The organism is Pseudoroseomonas sp. WGS1072, from assembly GCF_049340465.1.
Taxonomy (GTDB): domain Bacteria; phylum Pseudomonadota; class Alphaproteobacteria; order Acetobacterales; family Acetobacteraceae; genus Pseudoroseomonas.
Window position 1 is genome coordinate 449928 of sequence record NZ_JBMPSU010000001.1, and the last position, 14870, is coordinate 464797.

Below are 14870 nucleotides of genomic sequence, written 5' to 3' on the forward strand. Positions count from 1 at the left end.
GCCGCCGGATCAGGGCGCGGCGGTGGCCAGGGGCGCCGGCAGGTTCGCCTGGCCGCGTCGGCCCCAGCGGATCTCGCCCACCGTGCCGCAACCCTCGCAGAGCGGGGCCCAGGCCGCGTACGGGCGGTTGCAATGGCCGCAGAACCATTGCGGCGCCGCCGGCGCCTCGGCGGCGGCCCGCAGCCACTTCGCCTCGGCCAGACGCCCCTGCGGCGTGTCGCCCTGCTCCGTCCTCTCCAGCTCGACCAGCAGCAGATAGCCCCGCTTGTCGATCTCGCCCGATTGCGCCAGGGCCTCCAGCTCGCTGCGCGCCCGTCCCGTCAGCCCGGCCTCCAGGGCGAGCCGCGCCAGCAGCAGGCGGCTTTCCGGATGCGCCCGGTTGCGCGCCACCAGGGCCTCGCCCAGCTTGACGCGGGCCAGGGGGTCGGCCTCCCCCTCCAGATAGGCCTCGGCGATGTCCGGCTGCGGGGCGGCCAGCCAGCCCTGCTCCAGCACGGTGCGGGCGCGCTTCTCGGCCTTGGCGCCGCGCATCCGCGCCGCATGCGCCACCACGCCGGGGGCGAAGGCCGGATCGGCCTTGAAGGCCTCGCGCTCCAGCTCGGCCTTGCGCGCCTCCTCGGCCTCCTGGCCGGCGGCGGCCAGGGCGAGCGGGGCGCGGGCGGGGCCGGCGCCGGCCAGCGCCAGCGCCTCGCCCCAGTTCTTCGTGCGCCGGGCGAGCAGCGCCCGCTCCTGCCGCAGCCAGGTGGTGCCCGGCTGGACCGCCTCGGCCTCCCGCGCCAGGGCCTGCGCCGCCTCCCAGTCCTCACGCTGGATCGCCTGCCGCAGCAGGCCGCGCAGGCCGAGGAAGCGGGCCTCCGGCTGGCGGGAGAGGATGTGATAGGCGTCGGAGGCCGACTCCTCGCGCCCCGCCATGCGCTCCGCCTCGGCGATCAGCACCAGGAGCTGCGGCTTGTCGCCCACCAGGCGGCGGGCCCGCAGCGCCTGGTTGCGCGCGCCGTCGGCATCGCCGGCGGCCAGCGAGACCAGGGCGCCGGTCAGCGCCGCCTCGGCCCGGGCGCGGTTGCGCGCCTCGCGCCGGGCGCGCAGCCGGGCGGGATAGTGGATGATGCCGCGCACCAGGGCGATCAGCAGCAGGAGCACCAGGAAGAGCGCCGCCAGGGCCAGCAGCAGCACCGGCAGGGAGACGGCGATGAAGAACTCGCCCACCCGCACTTCGACCCCGCCGCCGAGGCGCATCAGCCCCCAGGCGGCGCCGACGACGACGAGGCAGACCAGCAGCAGCCAGAGGGCGCGGCGCATCAGCCCTGCCCTCCGGCGCGCAGCGTCTCGAGCGCGGTGCGCGCGGCGAGCAGCCCCTTGGCGCGCGACAGCCAGTCCTGCATCGGCGCGCGCACCGGCTCGGCCAGGGCCTCGACGCGGCGGACCGCACCGCCGAGGTCGCCCGCCTCCAGCGCCCGTCGCGCCGCCTCGATCTCGCCGCTCACCGCATCGCCCCAGACGACGGTGTCGCCCCGCCGCACGGTGACCAGGTTGCCCAGGCGGGTGGCGGCGGATTCCCAGACGCTCTGGCCCTCGGTCACGGGCTCGGCGCGGGCGGCGGCGGCGCGGGCGGCCTCCTCGAAGGAGAGGCGCAGCCCGGCGAGCGTCGGCGGGGCGCTCTCGGCATAGCGGCGCAGCGCCTCGGGCGCCGCCTCGGGCAGGCCGGACAGCGCCGGGCCGAGCGGCCGGCCGGATTCCAGCAGCGCCTCGGCGGCGGTGCTGCCGATCAGCCGGGCGAGGCGGCGCTCGGCGGCGGCCAGGCGGGTCTCGCGCTGCTCCAGATTGGCGAAGCGGGCATCCAGCTCGCGGTCGCGCGCCGCCAGCCGCTGCTGCGCCGCCTCCTGCGCCGCGGCGATGCGCTGCTGCAGGGAGGTCTCGACGGCGGCGAAGCGCGGGCCCAGGGCGGCCTCGGCGGCCGCGACCCGCTGGGCGAGCTGCGCCTCGGCGCCGGTGATGCGCTGTGCCAGCGCCTTCTCCACCTCGTCGATACGGGCATCGGCATGGCGTTGCAGGGCCTCGCGATCGCTGCGCAGCGCCTCCAGCCGGCCGCGCAACTGCTCCAGCGTGGCGTCGCGCTCGCGCTGCAGGGCCTCGGCCGCGTCGAGGCGCTGGCCGAGGCGGGCCAGCGGGCCGCTCTCCAGCGCCGCCAGCCGCTGCGGCACCGGCTGCAGGGCGGCGAGGCGCTGCTCCAGCGCCTCCACCCGGGCGGGATCGACGGACGGCTTCCGGGACCGGTCGGTCAGGCCGACACCGAGGGCGATCAGCGCCAGCACGCAGCCCAGGGCCGCGACCGGCAGCCCATAGGGTTCCATCCGCTCCCAGCGCGACGGCGCGGTCGGCTTCTGCCCGCCGCCTCCGCCACCGCCGCCCGCCGGTTCGCGGCGCGGGCCCGCGCCACTGCCCGGAGCCGCCGGCGCCGCGGAGGCGGCCGGGGCGGCCGGCGCCTCGCCGCTGGCGGAAGGCGGTGCCGGGGGGGTGGCATCCGGGGAGGCCGTTCCGGGCCGGGCCGCCGGCTGCGCCGCCTCGGCCTGGGGCGGCCGGGGCGGGATCGTGGTTTCCGGGTCCGCCGGCGCGCCGGCAGGCCGGGCCTCGGAGGCCGAGAGAGCCCGGGGCGGAATGGCCTGGGGTGGAATGGAGGGGGTCTCCCGCCCTCCCTTGCGGCCGGCGCCCGGCCGGCTGCCGGTGGCGTCACCCCTGGGGCCATTCTTCGGCGTGTCGCTCATCTCTCTCTCCTGCCCCTCATGCAACCTCATCCTCCATCCCCGGCGCCGGCCGCCCGAGCAGGGCCAGCAGCGCCGAGGAATCGGGCGCCGGGGTAGCACGGATCGCCCGCCAGGGCATGCCCGCAAGGGACTGCGCAATACGCTGTGACAGCGCCAACGCGACCATGCCGCGCACAGTTTCGGCCAGTCCGGCGCGGCGCAGCAGGCGCTGCGTCACCTGCGCCGAACGCGGCGAGAGAAACAGCGCCGCCCGCGCCCGGCCGCGCCGCAACGCGTCCAGCGTCTCCGGCGGCAGGGCGGTGGCCGGGCGGGCGGCATAGACGGCGCGGTGGCGCACCGCGAAGCCCTGGTCCCGCAACGCCGCCGCCAGTGCCCGGCTGTAGCCCCGTCCGGCCGCGAGCAGCAGCGCGCCCTGGCGCGGCCGCAGCCGGGCACGGGCCAGCACGACCAGGGACTCCGCCTCGCCCTCCGCGTGGCGGACATCGCGGAAACCGGCGGCCTCGGCCTCCGCCGCCGTGCCGGGCCCGACGGCCAGCACCGGCAGGCCAGGGTCCAGCGCGCCGGCCAGCGCGCGGGCGGCGGCGCGGCTGGGCAGCAGCAGGGCCTGGACCGGATGCGCGATATCGGCGGGCAGCGGCAGGGGCGACAGCACCAGGGCCGGCGCCAGCAGCGGGCGCCAGCCCAGCGCCGCCACCGCCGCGGCGGTCTCGGCGCAGCCCGGCTCGGGCCGGGTGACCAGGACGGCGGGCGGCTCCCGCACGGCGTCAGGCGATGAAGAGATCGGCGGGGCTGTCCGCCCGCAGGCTGTCGCCCAGCGCGCGGCCCAGCCGCTCCGCCTCGCTCGCCGCGCCGCCGAGGCCGCGCTTCAGCAGGAAGCTGCCATCCGGCCGGGCCACCAGGCCGGTCAGGAAGAGGGTGCCGTCCGGCAGCAGTCGGGCATGACCGCCGATCGGCGTGCGGCAGGAGCCGTCCAGCGCCGCGAGCAGGGCGCGCTCGGCGCGGGAGACGGCCCGCGCCACGCGGTCCTCGATGCCGGCGAGCAGCTCGTGCAGTTCCTCGTCCCCGGCGCGCACGGTGATGCCGACGATGCCCTGGCCGGCCGCCGGCACCATGGCCTCGGCGTCGAGCAGCCGCGTGGCGTGGCCCTCGAGGCCGAGACGCCGGAGCCCGGCCAGCGCCAGCAGCGTGCCGTCGTAGGCGCCGCCGGCCAGCTTGGCGAGGCGGCTGTTCACATTGCCGCGGATGATCTCGACCCTGAGGTCAGGCCGCGCGTGCAGCAGCTGCGCCTGCCGCCGCAGGCTGGCGGTGCCGATCAGCGCCCCGGCCGGGATGGCGTCGAAGGGGCCGTCGCCGGCCGCCGGCGCCAGCCCTTCGCGCAGCACCAGGGCGTCGCGCGCGTCCTCGCGCGTCATGGTGCAGGCAAGGACGATGCCGGGCGGCATCTCGGTCTCCAGATCCTTCAGGCTGTGCACGGCGAAGTCGATCCGCCGATCGAGCAGCGCCTCGTGGATCTCCTTGGCGAAAAGGCCCTTGCCGCCGATATCCGCCAGGCGGCGGTCCTGGATGCGATCCCCCGAGGTGGTGATCACATGCTCCTCGAAGGCCTTGGCGTTCCGCAGCACCGGGCAGAAATGCAGGATGCGGTCGAGGAAGGTGCGGGTCTGCCAGAGCGCCAGGGGCGAGCCCCGCGTGCCGACGCGCAGCGGCAGGGAGCGCCGCGCATGGGGCTTGACGGCCGCATGGGGCGCTGCCGCGCCGATGGCGCCGCCGCCCGGCGCATGCGGGGCGGCGGCGGGATGCGCGGCGGCGCCCGCCGGGGCAGACGGCAGGGCGGGGTGGGCAAAGGACATGCCGGCGTCATAGAACCACGGCCCGGCCTGGGAAAGGCCGGCATGGGAAAGAAGGTGGAGATGCGCGTGGCGCCGATTGGTGGACCGGTTCTGGGTTTGGAGGCGAGCTGCGACGAGACCGCGGCCGCCCTGCTGGCGCCGGACGGCACCATCCTGGCCGAGGCGGTGCGCAGCCAGCTGGCCGAGCACACCCCCTTCGGCGGCGTGGTGCCGGAGATCGCGGCGCGCGCCCACCTGGCGTATCTGCCGGCGCTCGCCGCCCAGGTGATGGCCGAGGCGGGGGTCGCCCCCGGGGCGCTGGGCGGCATCGCCGCGACGGCCGGCCCCGGGCTGATCGGCGGGCTGATCGTCGGCTCCGGCTTCGGCAAGGGCATGGCCATCGCGCGCGGGCTGCCCTTCGTCGCGGTCAACCACCTCGAGGGACATGCGCTGACCGCCCGCCTGCCGCTGCTGCGGGAGGCCGGGCTGGTGGAGGGCGGCATCGCCTTCCCCTACCTGCTGCTGCTGCTCTCCGGCGGGCACTGCCAGTGCGTCGCCGTCGAGGGGGTGGGGCGCTACCGCCGCCTCGGCTCGACGCTGGACGACGCGGTGGGCGAGGCCTTCGACAAGTCGGCCAAGCTGATGGGCCTGCCCTGGCCCGGCGGGCCGGCGCTGGAGCGGCTCGCCGCCGGCGGCGACCCGAGGCGCTACCCCCTGCCCCGGCCCCTGTTCGGCCGTCCGGGCTGCGACTTCTCCTTCAGCGGCCTCAAGACCGCCGTCGCGCAGACCATCCCGAAGCTCGCGGCGGAGCAGGACCGCGCCGACCTCGCCGCCTCCTTCCAGCGCGTGGTCGCCGCCGTGCTGGCCGACCGGGCGCGCCACGCCCTGGCCATGCTGCCGGGCGCGACCGCGCTGGTGGTGGCCGGCGGCGTCGCCGCCAATCAGGGCGTGCGGGCGGCGCTGACGGCCGAGGCGGCACGCGCCGGGCTGCCGCTGGTCGCCCCCCCGGTCCGGCTCTGCACCGACAACGCGGTGATGATCGCCTGGGCCGGGATCGAGCGGCTGCGGGCCGGGCTGACCGACCCGCTCGACCACGCGCCGCGCCCGCGCTGGCCGCTGGAGGAGCTGGCTCCCGCCGGGGACGCGGCATGAACTACCGCCACGCCTTCCATGCCGGCAACTTCGCCGACTGCGTCAAGCACGCCCTCCTGGTGCGCCTGGTCCGGCGGCTCGCCGCCAAGGACACGCCCTTCCGCGTGCTCGACACCCATGCCGGCATCGGCGCCTACGACCTGTCCGGCTCGGCGGCGGAGCGCACCGGCGAGTGGCGCCAGGGCATCGGCCGGCTGCTCGACATCACGGACGGGCCGCTGGCCGAATGGCTGACCCTGGTGCGCCATGCCGGCTTCCCGCCGCGCTATCCCGGCAGCCCCTCCCTGGTGCGGATGCTGCTGCGCCCGCGCGACCGGCTGGTGCTCTGCGAGCTGCATGAGGAGGACCACGCCACCCTGCGCACCCTGTTCCGCGGCGACCCGCAGACCGCCGTGCACCGGCGCGACGCCTGGGAGGCGCTGACGGCGCTGACCCCCTTCGCCGAGAAGCGCGGCCTGGTGCTGGTCGATCCACCCTTCGAGCAGGAGGGCGAGTTCGCCCGCATGGCGGAGGGCCTGGCCACGGTCGCCCATCGCTTCCGGGCGGCGGTGCAGGCGCACTGGTATCCGATCAAGCATCGCGCCCCGGTGCGCGCCTTCCACACCGCGCTGTCGGAGAGCGGGGTGCGCGACATCCTCGCCTGCGAGCTCTGGCTGCGCGAGCCCACCGATCCGCAGCGGCTGAACGGCTGCGGCCTCGTCGTCGTCAACCCGCCCTGGCGGTTCGAGGAGGAGGCGGGGGAGATCCTCGCCGTCCTGCTGGCGCGGCTCGGCCAGGGCGAGGCCGGCGAGGGCTTCGCCATCCATCGCATCGCCGAGGAATAGGAACATCATGCAGAAGGTCGCGGTGATCGGCGCCGGCGCCTGGGGCACGGCGCTGGCGATCCAGGCCGCCCGGGCCAGTCGGACAGCCCATCGGACAGCCCATGGGGCGGCCAATGGGACGGCGGCGGAGGGAAGCGTCGCGCTCTGGGCGCGGGATGCGGGCCGGGCGGCGGCGATGCAGGCGGCGCGGGAGAACGCGGCGCATCTGCCCGGCCATCGCCTGCCCGGGGCGATCCAGGTCACGCACGAGGCCGGGGCGGCGCTGGCCGGCGCGGAGCTGGCGCTGCTGGTGGTGCCGACGCAGCATCTGGCGGCGGTGCTGCGGACGCTCCCGGCGACGCTGCCGCCCTGCCTGGTCGCCGCCAAGGGCGTGACGGCGGCGGGGCTGCGCCTGCCGCTGGAGATCCTGGCCGAGGCGCGGCCCGGCCTGCCGGCGGGGGTGCTCTCCGGCCCCAACTTCGCCGAGGAGATCGCCGCCGGCCTGCCCGCCGCGGCCGTCCTGGCCAGCACCGACGCCACGCTGCGCGAGGCCGCCGCCGCCCGCCTCGCCTCGCCCGCCTTCCGCCTCTACGGCCAGGATGACCCGGTGGGGGCGCAGATCGGCGGCGCGGCCAAGAATGTCGTCGCCATCGCCGCCGGCGCGGTGATGGGCGCCGGGCTCGGCGAGAATGCCCGCGCCGCGCTGGTGACGCGCGGCCTGTCGGAGATCGCCCGGCTGGCCGTGGCGCTGGGCGGCCGGGCGGAGACGGTGAGCGGCCTCTCGGGCCTGGGCGATCTGCTGCTGACCTGCACCGGGCCGGGCAGCCGGAACTTCTCGCTCGGCTTCGCCCTCGGCCAGGGGCGGCGGCTGGAGGAGATCCTGGCGGCGCGCAACAGCGTGACGGAAGGGGTGGCCACCGCCCCCGCCCTGCTGGCCCGCGCCACCGCCGCCGGCGTGGAGATGCCGATCACCGAGGCCGTCGCCGCCGTGCTGGCGGGCCGGGTCGATGTCGCGGGGGCGATGCGCGAGCTGATGGCCCGGCCGCGGCGGCACGAGGTGTGAGGGCGGCCGGCCAGCGGCACCGCCCCGGTGAGCGGGGATGCCTTCACTCGGCCCGCAGCGCCGCGCCGGCGGCCAGCGGCGCCAGGGGCAGGGCCGCCGCCACCAGCGCGCCCAGCAGCAGCAGGAAGGGCCGGGCCGGCAGGCCGGAGGCCGCGGCCTCGATCGCCGCCGCCCCGAAGATGACGGCCGGGATGGCCAGCGGCAGCACCAGCAGGGGCAGCAGCACGCCGCCCCGCCGCGCGCCGAGCGTCAGCGCCGCCCCCGCCGTGCCGAGCAGCGACAGGTAGAGGGTAGCCAGCCCCAGCACCGCCGCCGCCGTGCCCCAGGCCGGGACCGGCAGGTTGAGCATCGCCGCCGCCGGCGGCGTGGCCAGCAGCAGCGGCGCCCCGGTGCAGAGCCAGTGCGCCGCCGCCTTGGCCGCCGCGATCTCCATCCGCGACAGGCCGGAGAGCAGGAGCTGGTCCAGCGAGCCATCCTCGGCCTCGGCGCCGAAGAGGCGGTCGAGCGGCAGCAGGGCCGCCAGCAGGGCCGTGGCCAGCAGGGCGCCCGGGGCCAGCCGCGCGAGCAGTTCCGGCGCCGGGCCGGTGCCGAAGGGGAAGAGCGCCACGACCAGCAGGAAGAACAGCACCGCCGCCAGGGTCTCCGCCGGATGGCGCAGCGCCAGCCGCAGTTCCCGCCCGACCAGCGCCATCATGCCGGCCAGTCCTCGCTCTCCGGCGGGGCGGCGGCGCCGAGGTCGAGGCCGCGCGCCTGCGGCAGCGGCAGCGCCACATGCGTCGCCACCACCACCATGCCGCCCGCCCCGCGATGCGCCGCCAGCAGCCCGCCCAGCCGCCCGATGCTGGCGGCATCGAGCCCCACCGTCGGCTCGTCGAGCAGCCAGAGCGGCGCCGGGGCCAGGGCCAGCCGGGCGAGCGCCAGCCGCCGCCGCTGGCCGGCCGAGAGCAGCCGCGCCGGCAGGTCGGCGAGCGGCGCCAGATCCGCCGCCGCCAGAGCCGCGCCGATGTCGCCGCCCCAGCGGCGGGACCAGAAGGCCAGGTTCTCCGCCAGCGTCAGCGCCGGCTTCACCGCATCCGCATGGCCCAGGTAGCGCAGCCGCGCGGCATGGGCCGGCGCATCGGCCAGGGCCGGCGCGCCCTCCCAGAGTAGCTCGCCCGCCGCCGCCGGCAGCAGCCCGGCCAGCAGGCGCAGCAGGCTGGACTTGCCGGCGCCGTTCGCCCCGGTCAGCACCAGCGCCTCCCCGGGCCGCAGGGTGAGGGAAAGACCGGCGAAGACCACCCTTCCCCCGCGCCGCACCGCCATGTCCCTCGCTTCCAGCAAGCCTGCCCCCCGGCGTTCCTGAGCCCCGCCCCGGCAATGGACCGGGGGCGCACAGCGTGTAATAAGCGGCAGCGTTCGCAGCAAATCACTCAAGGGACCCCGGACCATGCGGATGATCGGGCAGGATAGCCTGAAGGCGCGTCGCTCCCTGACGGTAGACGGCAAGACCTATCATTACTTCAGCCTGCCCGAGGCGGCGAAGAGCATCGGCGACGTGAGCCGCCTGCCCTACAGCCTCAAGGTCCTGCTGGAGAACGTCCTTCGTTTCGAGGACGGACGCGCCTATTCGGTGAAGGACGCCGAGGCGATCGCCGAATGGGTGAAGGAGGGCAGGAGCGAGAAGGAGGTTCCCTTCCGCCCGGCCCGCATCCTGATGCAGGACTTCACCGGCGTGCCGGCGGTGGTCGATCTCGCCGCCATGCGCGACGGCATCCTGAAGCTCGGCGGCGACCCGCGCCGCGTCAATCCGCTGGTGCCCGTCGATCTGGTCATCGACCACTCCGTCATGGTCGACGTCTCCGCCACCCCCACCGCCCTGCAGCAGAACGTCGACATCGAGTTCGAGCGCAATGGCGAGCGCTACGAGTTCCTGCGCTGGGGCCAGGAAGCCTTCAACAATTTCCGCGTCGTCCCGCCCGGCACCGGAATTTGCCATCAGGTGAACCTGGAATACCTCGCCCAGGGCGTCTGGACCGCGACCGACGCCGGCGAGACCTTCGCCTATCCCGACAGCTGCTACGGCACCGACAGCCACACCACCATGGTGAACGGCCTCGGCGTGCTGGGCTGGGGCGTCGGCGGCATCGAGGCGGAGGCGGCCATGCTCGGCCAGCCGATCGCCATGCTGATCCCCGACGTCATCGGCTTCAAGCTGCATGGCAGGCTGCGCGAGGGCGTCACCGCCACCGACCTGGTGCTGACGGTGACGCAGATGCTCCGCAAGAAGGGCGTCGTCGGCAAGTTCGTCGAGTTCTACGGCCCCGGCCTCGCCGAGATGGCGCTGGCCGACCGCGCGACCATCGGCAACATGGCCCCGGAATACGGCGCGACCTGCGGCATCTTCCCCGTCGATGAGGTCACGCTCGACTATCTGCGCCTCTCCGGCCGCGACGAGCACCGCATCAACCTGGTGCGCGAATACTACAAGGCGCAGGGCATGTTCCGCGAGGAAGGCCAGCCCGACCCGGTCTTCACCGACACGCTGGAGCTGGACATGGGCACCGTGGTGCCCTCCATGGCCGGCCCGAAGCGCCCGCAGGACCGCGTCGAGCTGACCAACGCCGCCCCCGCCTTCGCCAAGGAGCTGGCCTCGGGCAATCTCGGCGTGCCGGGCGACCAGGCCGATCTGCGCGTGCCCGTCGCCGGCTCGAATTTCGACCTCGGCCATGGCGACGTGGTGATCGCCGCCATCACCTCCTGCACCAACACCTCGAACCCCTATGTCCTGGTGGCGGCCGGCCTGGTGGCGAAGAAGGCCAATGCGCTCGGCCTGAAGCCGAAGCCCTGGGTCAAGACCTCGCTGGCCCCCGGCTCTCAGGTGGTGACCGACTACCTCGACAAGGCCGGGCTGACGCCGCACCTGGACGCGCTGGGCTTCCAGACCGTGGGCTATGGCTGCACCACCTGCATCGGCAATTCGGGCCCGCTGCCCGACCCGATCGTGGACGCCATCGAGGAGAACAAGCTGGTCGCCGTCTCGGTGCTGTCGGGCAACCGCAACTTCGAGGGCCGCGTGCACCAGAACGTGCGCGCCAACTACCTGGCCTCGCCGCCGCTAGTGGTGCTCTACGCGCTCGCCGGCTCGATCACGCTCGACGTGACCAAGGAGGCCATCGGCACCGGCTCGAACGGCCAGCCGGTCTACCTGAAGGACATCTGGCCGAGCACGAAGGAGGTCAACGACACCGTCGCCTCCGTCGTCACGCGCGAGATGTTCCAGGCGCGCTACAGCGACGTCTTCAAGGGGCCGGCGCAGTGGCAGGCGATCCGCGTCGATGCCGGCTCGGACACCTATCGCTGGAACTCCGGCTCCACCTACGTGCAGAACCCGCCCTATTTCGAGGGCATGCAGCCGGAGCCGGGCGAGATCGCCTCGGTGCGCGGCGCGCGGGTGCTGGCCAAGCTGGGCGATTCCATCACCACCGACCACATCTCGCCCGCCGGCAACATCAAGAAGGTCTCGCCCGCCGGCGAGTACCTGCTGGAGCACCAGGTCCGGCAGAACGACTTCAACAGCTACGGCGCCCGCCGCGGCAACCATGAAGTCATGATGCGCGGCACCTTCGCCAACATCCGCATCAAGAACGAGATGGTCCCCGGCATCGAGGGCGGCATCACCAGGCACCAGCCCTCGGGCGACGTGCTGCCGATCTATGACGCCGCCATGCGCTACAAGGCGGAGGGCGTGCCGCTGGTGATCTTCGGCGGCAAGGAATACGGCACCGGCTCCTCCCGCGACTGGGCGGCCAAGGGCACCTTCCTGCTGGGCGTGAAGGCGGTCATCACCGAGAGCTTCGAGCGCATCCACCGCTCGAACCTGGTGGGCATGGGCGTGCTGCCGCTGGTGTTCAAGCCGGGCGAGAGCCGCGAGACGCTGGGCCTGACCGGCGAGGAGACCATCGACATCCTGGGCCTCGAGGAGCTCCGGCCCCGCATGCTGCTGGATCTCGTCATCCACCGTCCGGACGGCACCACCACCACGACCCAGGTGCAGTGCCGCGTCGATACGGCCGATGAGGTCGAGTACTACAAGAACGGCGGCATCCTGCACTACGTGCTGCGCAACATGGCCAAGGCCGCCTGATCGGCCCCAGGTCAGCCTTAGGGCCGACCTTCGGGCCGGCTCCATCCCCCACCGGGGCGAGGACGACAAAAAAGCCGGGGCTTGACCCCGGCTTTTTCACGCGCCCATCGTGGCGGAGGCCGCCCTCAGGGACGGCGGGGCCGCACCGGTCCATAGAGCGGCGCGCCCCAGGGCAGGTCGACCAGCCCTCGGAAAAGGTTGCGGGGGGTCAGGGGCTGCTGATGCGTGGTCCAGGACATGAGCCTATCTCCTTGCTCGACGACCGTCTCAGTATTCGCGCCCAACAATGAAGAAATCCTGAAATGGCGCTGTCTTCGAGGACATTCAAGCCCTGCTGATCGCAGGCGGGAGGCCGTGCTCCCGCAGTGGGCGTGGTGGTGCGGCGCATCCATCGGGGCGGCGCGGCGTTCACGCTGCGGAGACGGCCGCCGGCCCCGGCGCGCCGGAGGACATGGGCGGAGCCGGACAGGAACGGGAGGCACAGGGACAGGGGGCATGCCACAGACGCGCCGCATCGATCACATTTCGGACCTGCACTTCAACCGGATCGACCCGACGGCGACCGAGGGGCTGCTGGCGGCGCTGAACGGCGACCCGGCCGATCTGGTGGCGGTCAGCGGCGACCTGACGATGCGGGCCCGCTCGCGCGAGTACAAGGCGGCCCGGCGCTTCCTGGAGGCGCTGAAGGCGCCGGTGCTGGTGGTGCCGGGCAATCACGACATCACGAACTACTGGCCCTGGGAGCGTTTCCTCGATCCCTTCGGCCGCTGGCACCGTTTCATCGGTGGCGAGACCGAGCCCGTCTGGCGCGACGAGGTCATGGCGGTGATCGGGCTGAACACGGTGGTGCGCGGCGGGCTGCATCTCTCCTGGGAGGGCGGTCGCGTGAAGCGCAGCCGGCTGCGGCGCCTGCTGGACCGGCTGGAGGAGACGCCGCCCGGCCTGTTCCGCATCGTCGTCGCCCACCATCCGTTCCTGGCGCCGGAGGACGCGCCGGACACGCCGCTGGCGCGCCGCGCCGCGCCGGCGCTGGAGCGCCTGCAGGCGGCGGGGGTGCGGCTGATCCTCTCGGGGCATCTGCACCGGGGCTATGTGCGGCTGCACCGGGGCGTCGCCGAGACCGCGCGGCCTGGCGGCCCGGCGCGGCCCGAGTTGCTGGTGGTCCAGGCCGGCTCGGCCATCTCGACGCGGCTGCGGGGCGAGCCCAATGCCTACAACCGCATCGTCATCCGCCAGGGACAGGCCCGCATCGAGCCGCGCCGCTGGAACGGCCATGCCTGGGTCAGCGCCGCCGCCCCGGCCTGGCCGGCGCACACGCTGGACGAGGCGGAGGCCATCGCTCCCGCCGTCTAGGACGGAGCCGCCGACGCGCCCGCCCCGCCCCGGGGCAGGCCCAGCGCCAGCGGCAGGGCCAGGAGGCAGAGGCCGGCCATGACCAGGAAGACGCCGGCGCCCCAGGCGGCATAGAGGGGGCCGCAGAGCAGCGTCATGCTGCCGCTCATCAGCCCCACGCCCAGCGCGGCATGCAGCGTCTGGGCGGTTCCGGCCTGGGCCGGCGGCACCAGGGCCAGGATCAGCTGCATGGCCGCCAGGTGCTGGGCGCCGAAGGTGAGGGCGTGCAGCAGCTGCGTCGCCACCAGGGCGGGCAGCCAGGCGGTGCCGGCGAGGGTGCTCCAGCGCAGCACCCCGGCCCCGGCGGCGAGCAGCGCCAGGCCGCGCGCGCCGAGGCGCGCCACCAGCCGCCGCCCAAGCAGGAAGAGCAGCACCTCCCCCACCACCCCCAGCGCCCAGAGCAGGCCGATGCCGGTGGCGCTGAGCCCGGCCGCCGACCAGTGGATGCTGCCGAAGGCGTAGTAGGCCGCGTGGCTGCTCTGGATCAGGCCCGAGAGCAGCAGCAGCCGGATGAAGCCCGGCAGGCGGAGCGTGGCGCGGAAGCCGCCCTCCCGCCGCCGCGCCAGGCTCCGGCCGTCCGCCCCGGCGCGGGGCAGCAGGAGGGCGGCGGCCAGGGTGGCGAGCATGGCGCCGCCCATCAGCAGCGGCACCACGCCGAGCCCCAACCGGCCGGCCAGCCAGCCGGCCGCCATCGCCGCCGCCATGAAGGCCAGGGAGCCCGCCGCGCGCACCCGCCCGTAATCCAGCCAGTCCCGGCGCGCGGCGGCGAGGCAGAGCGTGTCGGTCAGCGGGGTGAGCGGCGCCGAGGCGGCGTGGAAGGCGAGCTGGGTCAGCAGGAAGCCGAGCACCGTGCCGGCCAGCAGGTAGCCGCCCGAGGCCAGCGCCCCCGCCAGGGCGGCCAGCGCCAGCAGCAGCCGGGGGTCACCCAGCGCGTCGGCGCCCCGGCCGGCCAGCGGGCCGGCCAGCAGGCGGATGCCCGAGCCCGCCGCCAGCACCAGCGAGACCTCCCCGGGCGAGAGGCCGCGTGCCGCCAGGAAGGCCGGCAGGAAGGGCTGCACCACGCCGATGCCGGCGAAGACGCTGCCGAGCAGCAGGACGTGGCGGGTGATCGCGAATCGGGGCGGCATGGTCGCCGGACAGGCTGCGCCCGCCAGGGCGGCCTGCGAAGCCCCGCCGGCCTCAGGGCGCGGGTGGCGCCTCCCCCGCCCCGGCGCGCCGCTCGCAGATGACGCCGAGGACGGCGCGCAGCATCACCATGGCGGTGAACACCATCCCGGCGGAGAACAGGCCTTCCAGCAGGGCGCCCAGGCGGCGCCGCGCCTGCCCGGCCCGCATCTGCGCCTGCCGCCCCGCCTCCGTCCATTCGCCGCCCCACCGTTCCAGCGCCCGCCGCAGCGGCGGGATGGCGGGGCCGGGGGAGGCCGGCAACCGCGCCGCGAGGCCGGCCAGTTCCGGCCTCTCCCCCGCCGCCATGTCCCCGAGCAGGGTGACGAGCCCGGCGCGCAGCCGCTCCAGTTCCACCCCGCCCGCGGCGGCGTCGCCGGCCTCCAGCCGGGCGGCGCGCCCGGCCAGGATCGCGGCCTGCAACGCCAGGTCCTGGCGCCAGGCGGCGGCCTGGCTTTCCGCCGTCACCTCCTGCACCAGCCAGCGCGCGCCCATGGTCACGGCCAGGCCGCCCAGGCCGGCCAGCGCCAGCAGGGCGGAAAGGCCCGTGGTCATCAGGAAGGTGGTGCGCCGCATGGTCTT

13 protein-coding genes are annotated in these 14870 nt (G+C 75.3%); 5 read left to right on the plus strand and 8 right to left on the minus strand.

What is annotated here, in order from left to right; genetic code table 11:
• Positions 1-9: 9 nt before the first annotated feature.
• Genes ACF3NH_RS02175 through hemC form a run of 4 tightly spaced genes read right to left on the minus strand, consistent with a single transcriptional unit; the run spans position 10 to position 4612 of the window.
• Positions 10-1299 carry a heme biosynthesis HemY N-terminal domain-containing protein gene (locus tag ACF3NH_RS02175; RefSeq protein WP_422921704.1) on the minus strand — a complete coding sequence of 430 codons (1290 nt, stop codon included), beginning with the start codon at positions 1297-1299 and terminating at the stop codon, positions 10-12.
• Positions 1299-2762 (minus strand): hypothetical protein, encoded by a 1464-nt coding sequence (locus tag ACF3NH_RS02180; protein ID WP_422921705.1) that lies wholly within the window; start codon positions 2760-2762, stop codon positions 1299-1301. The genes ACF3NH_RS02175 and ACF3NH_RS02180 overlap by 1 nt, the downstream gene beginning before the upstream one ends.
• 16 nt (positions 2763-2778) lie before the next feature.
• Entirely contained in the window at positions 2779-3522 is a 744-nt protein-coding gene (locus ACF3NH_RS02185) for a uroporphyrinogen-III synthase (protein WP_422921706.1), read from the minus strand.
• 4 nt (positions 3523-3526) lie between these two features.
• Positions 3527-4612, minus strand: coding sequence for a hydroxymethylbilane synthase (hemC, locus tag ACF3NH_RS02190; RefSeq protein WP_422921707.1), 1086 nt, complete (start codon positions 4610-4612; stop codon positions 3527-3529).
• A gap of 42 nt (positions 4613-4654) precedes the next feature.
• Between hemC and tsaD the strand changes: the two genes are divergently transcribed.
• The 3 genes from tsaD to ACF3NH_RS02205 are packed head-to-tail and all read left to right on the plus strand — an operon-like array spanning position 4655 to position 7609.
• Positions 4655-5743 carry a tRNA (adenosine(37)-N6)-threonylcarbamoyltransferase complex transferase subunit TsaD gene (tsaD, locus tag ACF3NH_RS02195; RefSeq protein WP_422921708.1) on the plus strand — a complete coding sequence of 363 codons (1089 nt, stop codon included), beginning with the start codon at positions 4655-4657 and terminating at the stop codon, positions 5741-5743.
• Positions 5740-6567 (plus strand): 23S rRNA (adenine(2030)-N(6))-methyltransferase RlmJ, encoded by an 828-nt coding sequence (locus tag ACF3NH_RS02200; RefSeq protein ID WP_198366001.1) that lies wholly within the window; start codon positions 5740-5742, stop codon positions 6565-6567. The genes tsaD and ACF3NH_RS02200 overlap by 4 nt, the downstream gene beginning before the upstream one ends.
• Positions 6568-6574: 7 nt before the next feature.
• On the plus strand, positions 6575-7609 hold the full coding sequence (locus tag ACF3NH_RS02205; RefSeq protein ID WP_422921709.1) for an NAD(P)H-dependent glycerol-3-phosphate dehydrogenase: 1035 nt from the start codon (positions 6575-6577) through the stop codon (positions 7607-7609).
• Positions 7610-7652: 43 nt separating this feature from the next.
• Here ACF3NH_RS02205 and ccmB read toward each other — a convergent pair whose 3' ends face one another.
• Both ccmB and ccmA read right to left on the minus strand, forming a co-directional pair.
• Positions 7653-8303 carry a heme exporter protein CcmB gene (gene ccmB, locus ACF3NH_RS02210; protein WP_422921710.1) on the minus strand — a complete coding sequence of 217 codons (651 nt, stop codon included), beginning with the start codon at positions 8301-8303 and terminating at the stop codon, positions 7653-7655.
• Positions 8300-8929, minus strand: coding sequence for a heme ABC exporter ATP-binding protein CcmA (ccmA, locus tag ACF3NH_RS02215; protein ID WP_422921711.1), 630 nt, complete (start codon positions 8927-8929; stop codon positions 8300-8302). The genes ccmB and ccmA overlap by 4 nt, the downstream gene beginning before the upstream one ends.
• A gap of 106 nt (positions 8930-9035) precedes the next feature.
• Here ccmA and acnA point away from each other — a divergent pair, with 106 nt between their 5' ends.
• Positions 9036-11732, plus strand: a complete 2697-nt coding sequence (gene acnA, locus ACF3NH_RS02220; protein ID WP_422921712.1) for an aconitate hydratase AcnA — start codon at positions 9036-9038, stop codon at positions 11730-11732.
• Between the two features lie 495 nt (positions 11733-12227).
• Positions 12228-13085, plus strand: coding sequence for a metallophosphoesterase family protein (locus tag ACF3NH_RS02225; protein WP_422921713.1), 858 nt, complete (start codon positions 12228-12230; stop codon positions 13083-13085).
• Here the strand turns inward: ACF3NH_RS02225 and ACF3NH_RS02230 are convergent.
• Positions 13082-14251: an MFS transporter gene (locus ACF3NH_RS02230; RefSeq protein ID WP_422921714.1), complete on the minus strand. Its 1170-nt coding sequence runs from the start codon at positions 14249-14251 to the stop codon at positions 13082-13084. The genes ACF3NH_RS02225 and ACF3NH_RS02230 overlap by 4 nt on opposite strands.
• Before the next feature lie 52 nt (positions 14252-14303).
• Entirely contained in the window at positions 14304-14864 is a 561-nt protein-coding gene (locus ACF3NH_RS02235; protein ID WP_422921715.1) for a hypothetical protein, read from the minus strand.
• Positions 14865-14870 lie beyond the last annotated feature (6 nt).

Coding starts and splice junctions, on each gene's coding strand:
- ACF3NH_RS02175 (WP_422921704.1), bottom strand. CDS start 1,299: ATGCGCCGCGCCCTCTGGCTGCTGCTGGTCTGCCTCGTCGTCGTCGGC.
- ACF3NH_RS02180 (WP_422921705.1), bottom strand. CDS start 2,762: ATGAGCGACACGCCGAAGAATGGCCCCAGGGGTGACGCCACCGGCAGC.
- hemC (WP_422921707.1), bottom strand. CDS start 4,612: ATGTCCTTTGCCCACCCCGCCCTGCCGTCTGCCCCGGCGGGCGCCGCC.
- tsaD (WP_422921708.1), top strand. CDS start 4,655: ATGGGAAAGAAGGTGGAGATGCGCGTGGCGCCGATTGGTGGACCGGTT.
- ACF3NH_RS02200 (WP_198366001.1), top strand. CDS start 5,740: ATGAACTACCGCCACGCCTTCCATGCCGGCAACTTCGCCGACTGCGTC.
- ACF3NH_RS02205 (WP_422921709.1), top strand. CDS start 6,575: ATGCAGAAGGTCGCGGTGATCGGCGCCGGCGCCTGGGGCACGGCGCTG.
- ccmB (WP_422921710.1), bottom strand. CDS start 8,303: ATGATGGCGCTGGTCGGGCGGGAACTGCGGCTGGCGCTGCGCCATCCG.
- acnA (WP_422921712.1), top strand. CDS start 9,036: ATGCGGATGATCGGGCAGGATAGCCTGAAGGCGCGTCGCTCCCTGACG.
- ACF3NH_RS02225 (WP_422921713.1), top strand. CDS start 12,228: ATGCCACAGACGCGCCGCATCGATCACATTTCGGACCTGCACTTCAAC.
- ACF3NH_RS02230 (WP_422921714.1), bottom strand. CDS start 14,251: ATGCCGCCCCGATTCGCGATCACCCGCCACGTCCTGCTGCTCGGCAGC.
- ACF3NH_RS02235 (WP_422921715.1), bottom strand. CDS start 14,864: ATGCGGCGCACCACCTTCCTGATGACCACGGGCCTTTCCGCCCTGCTG.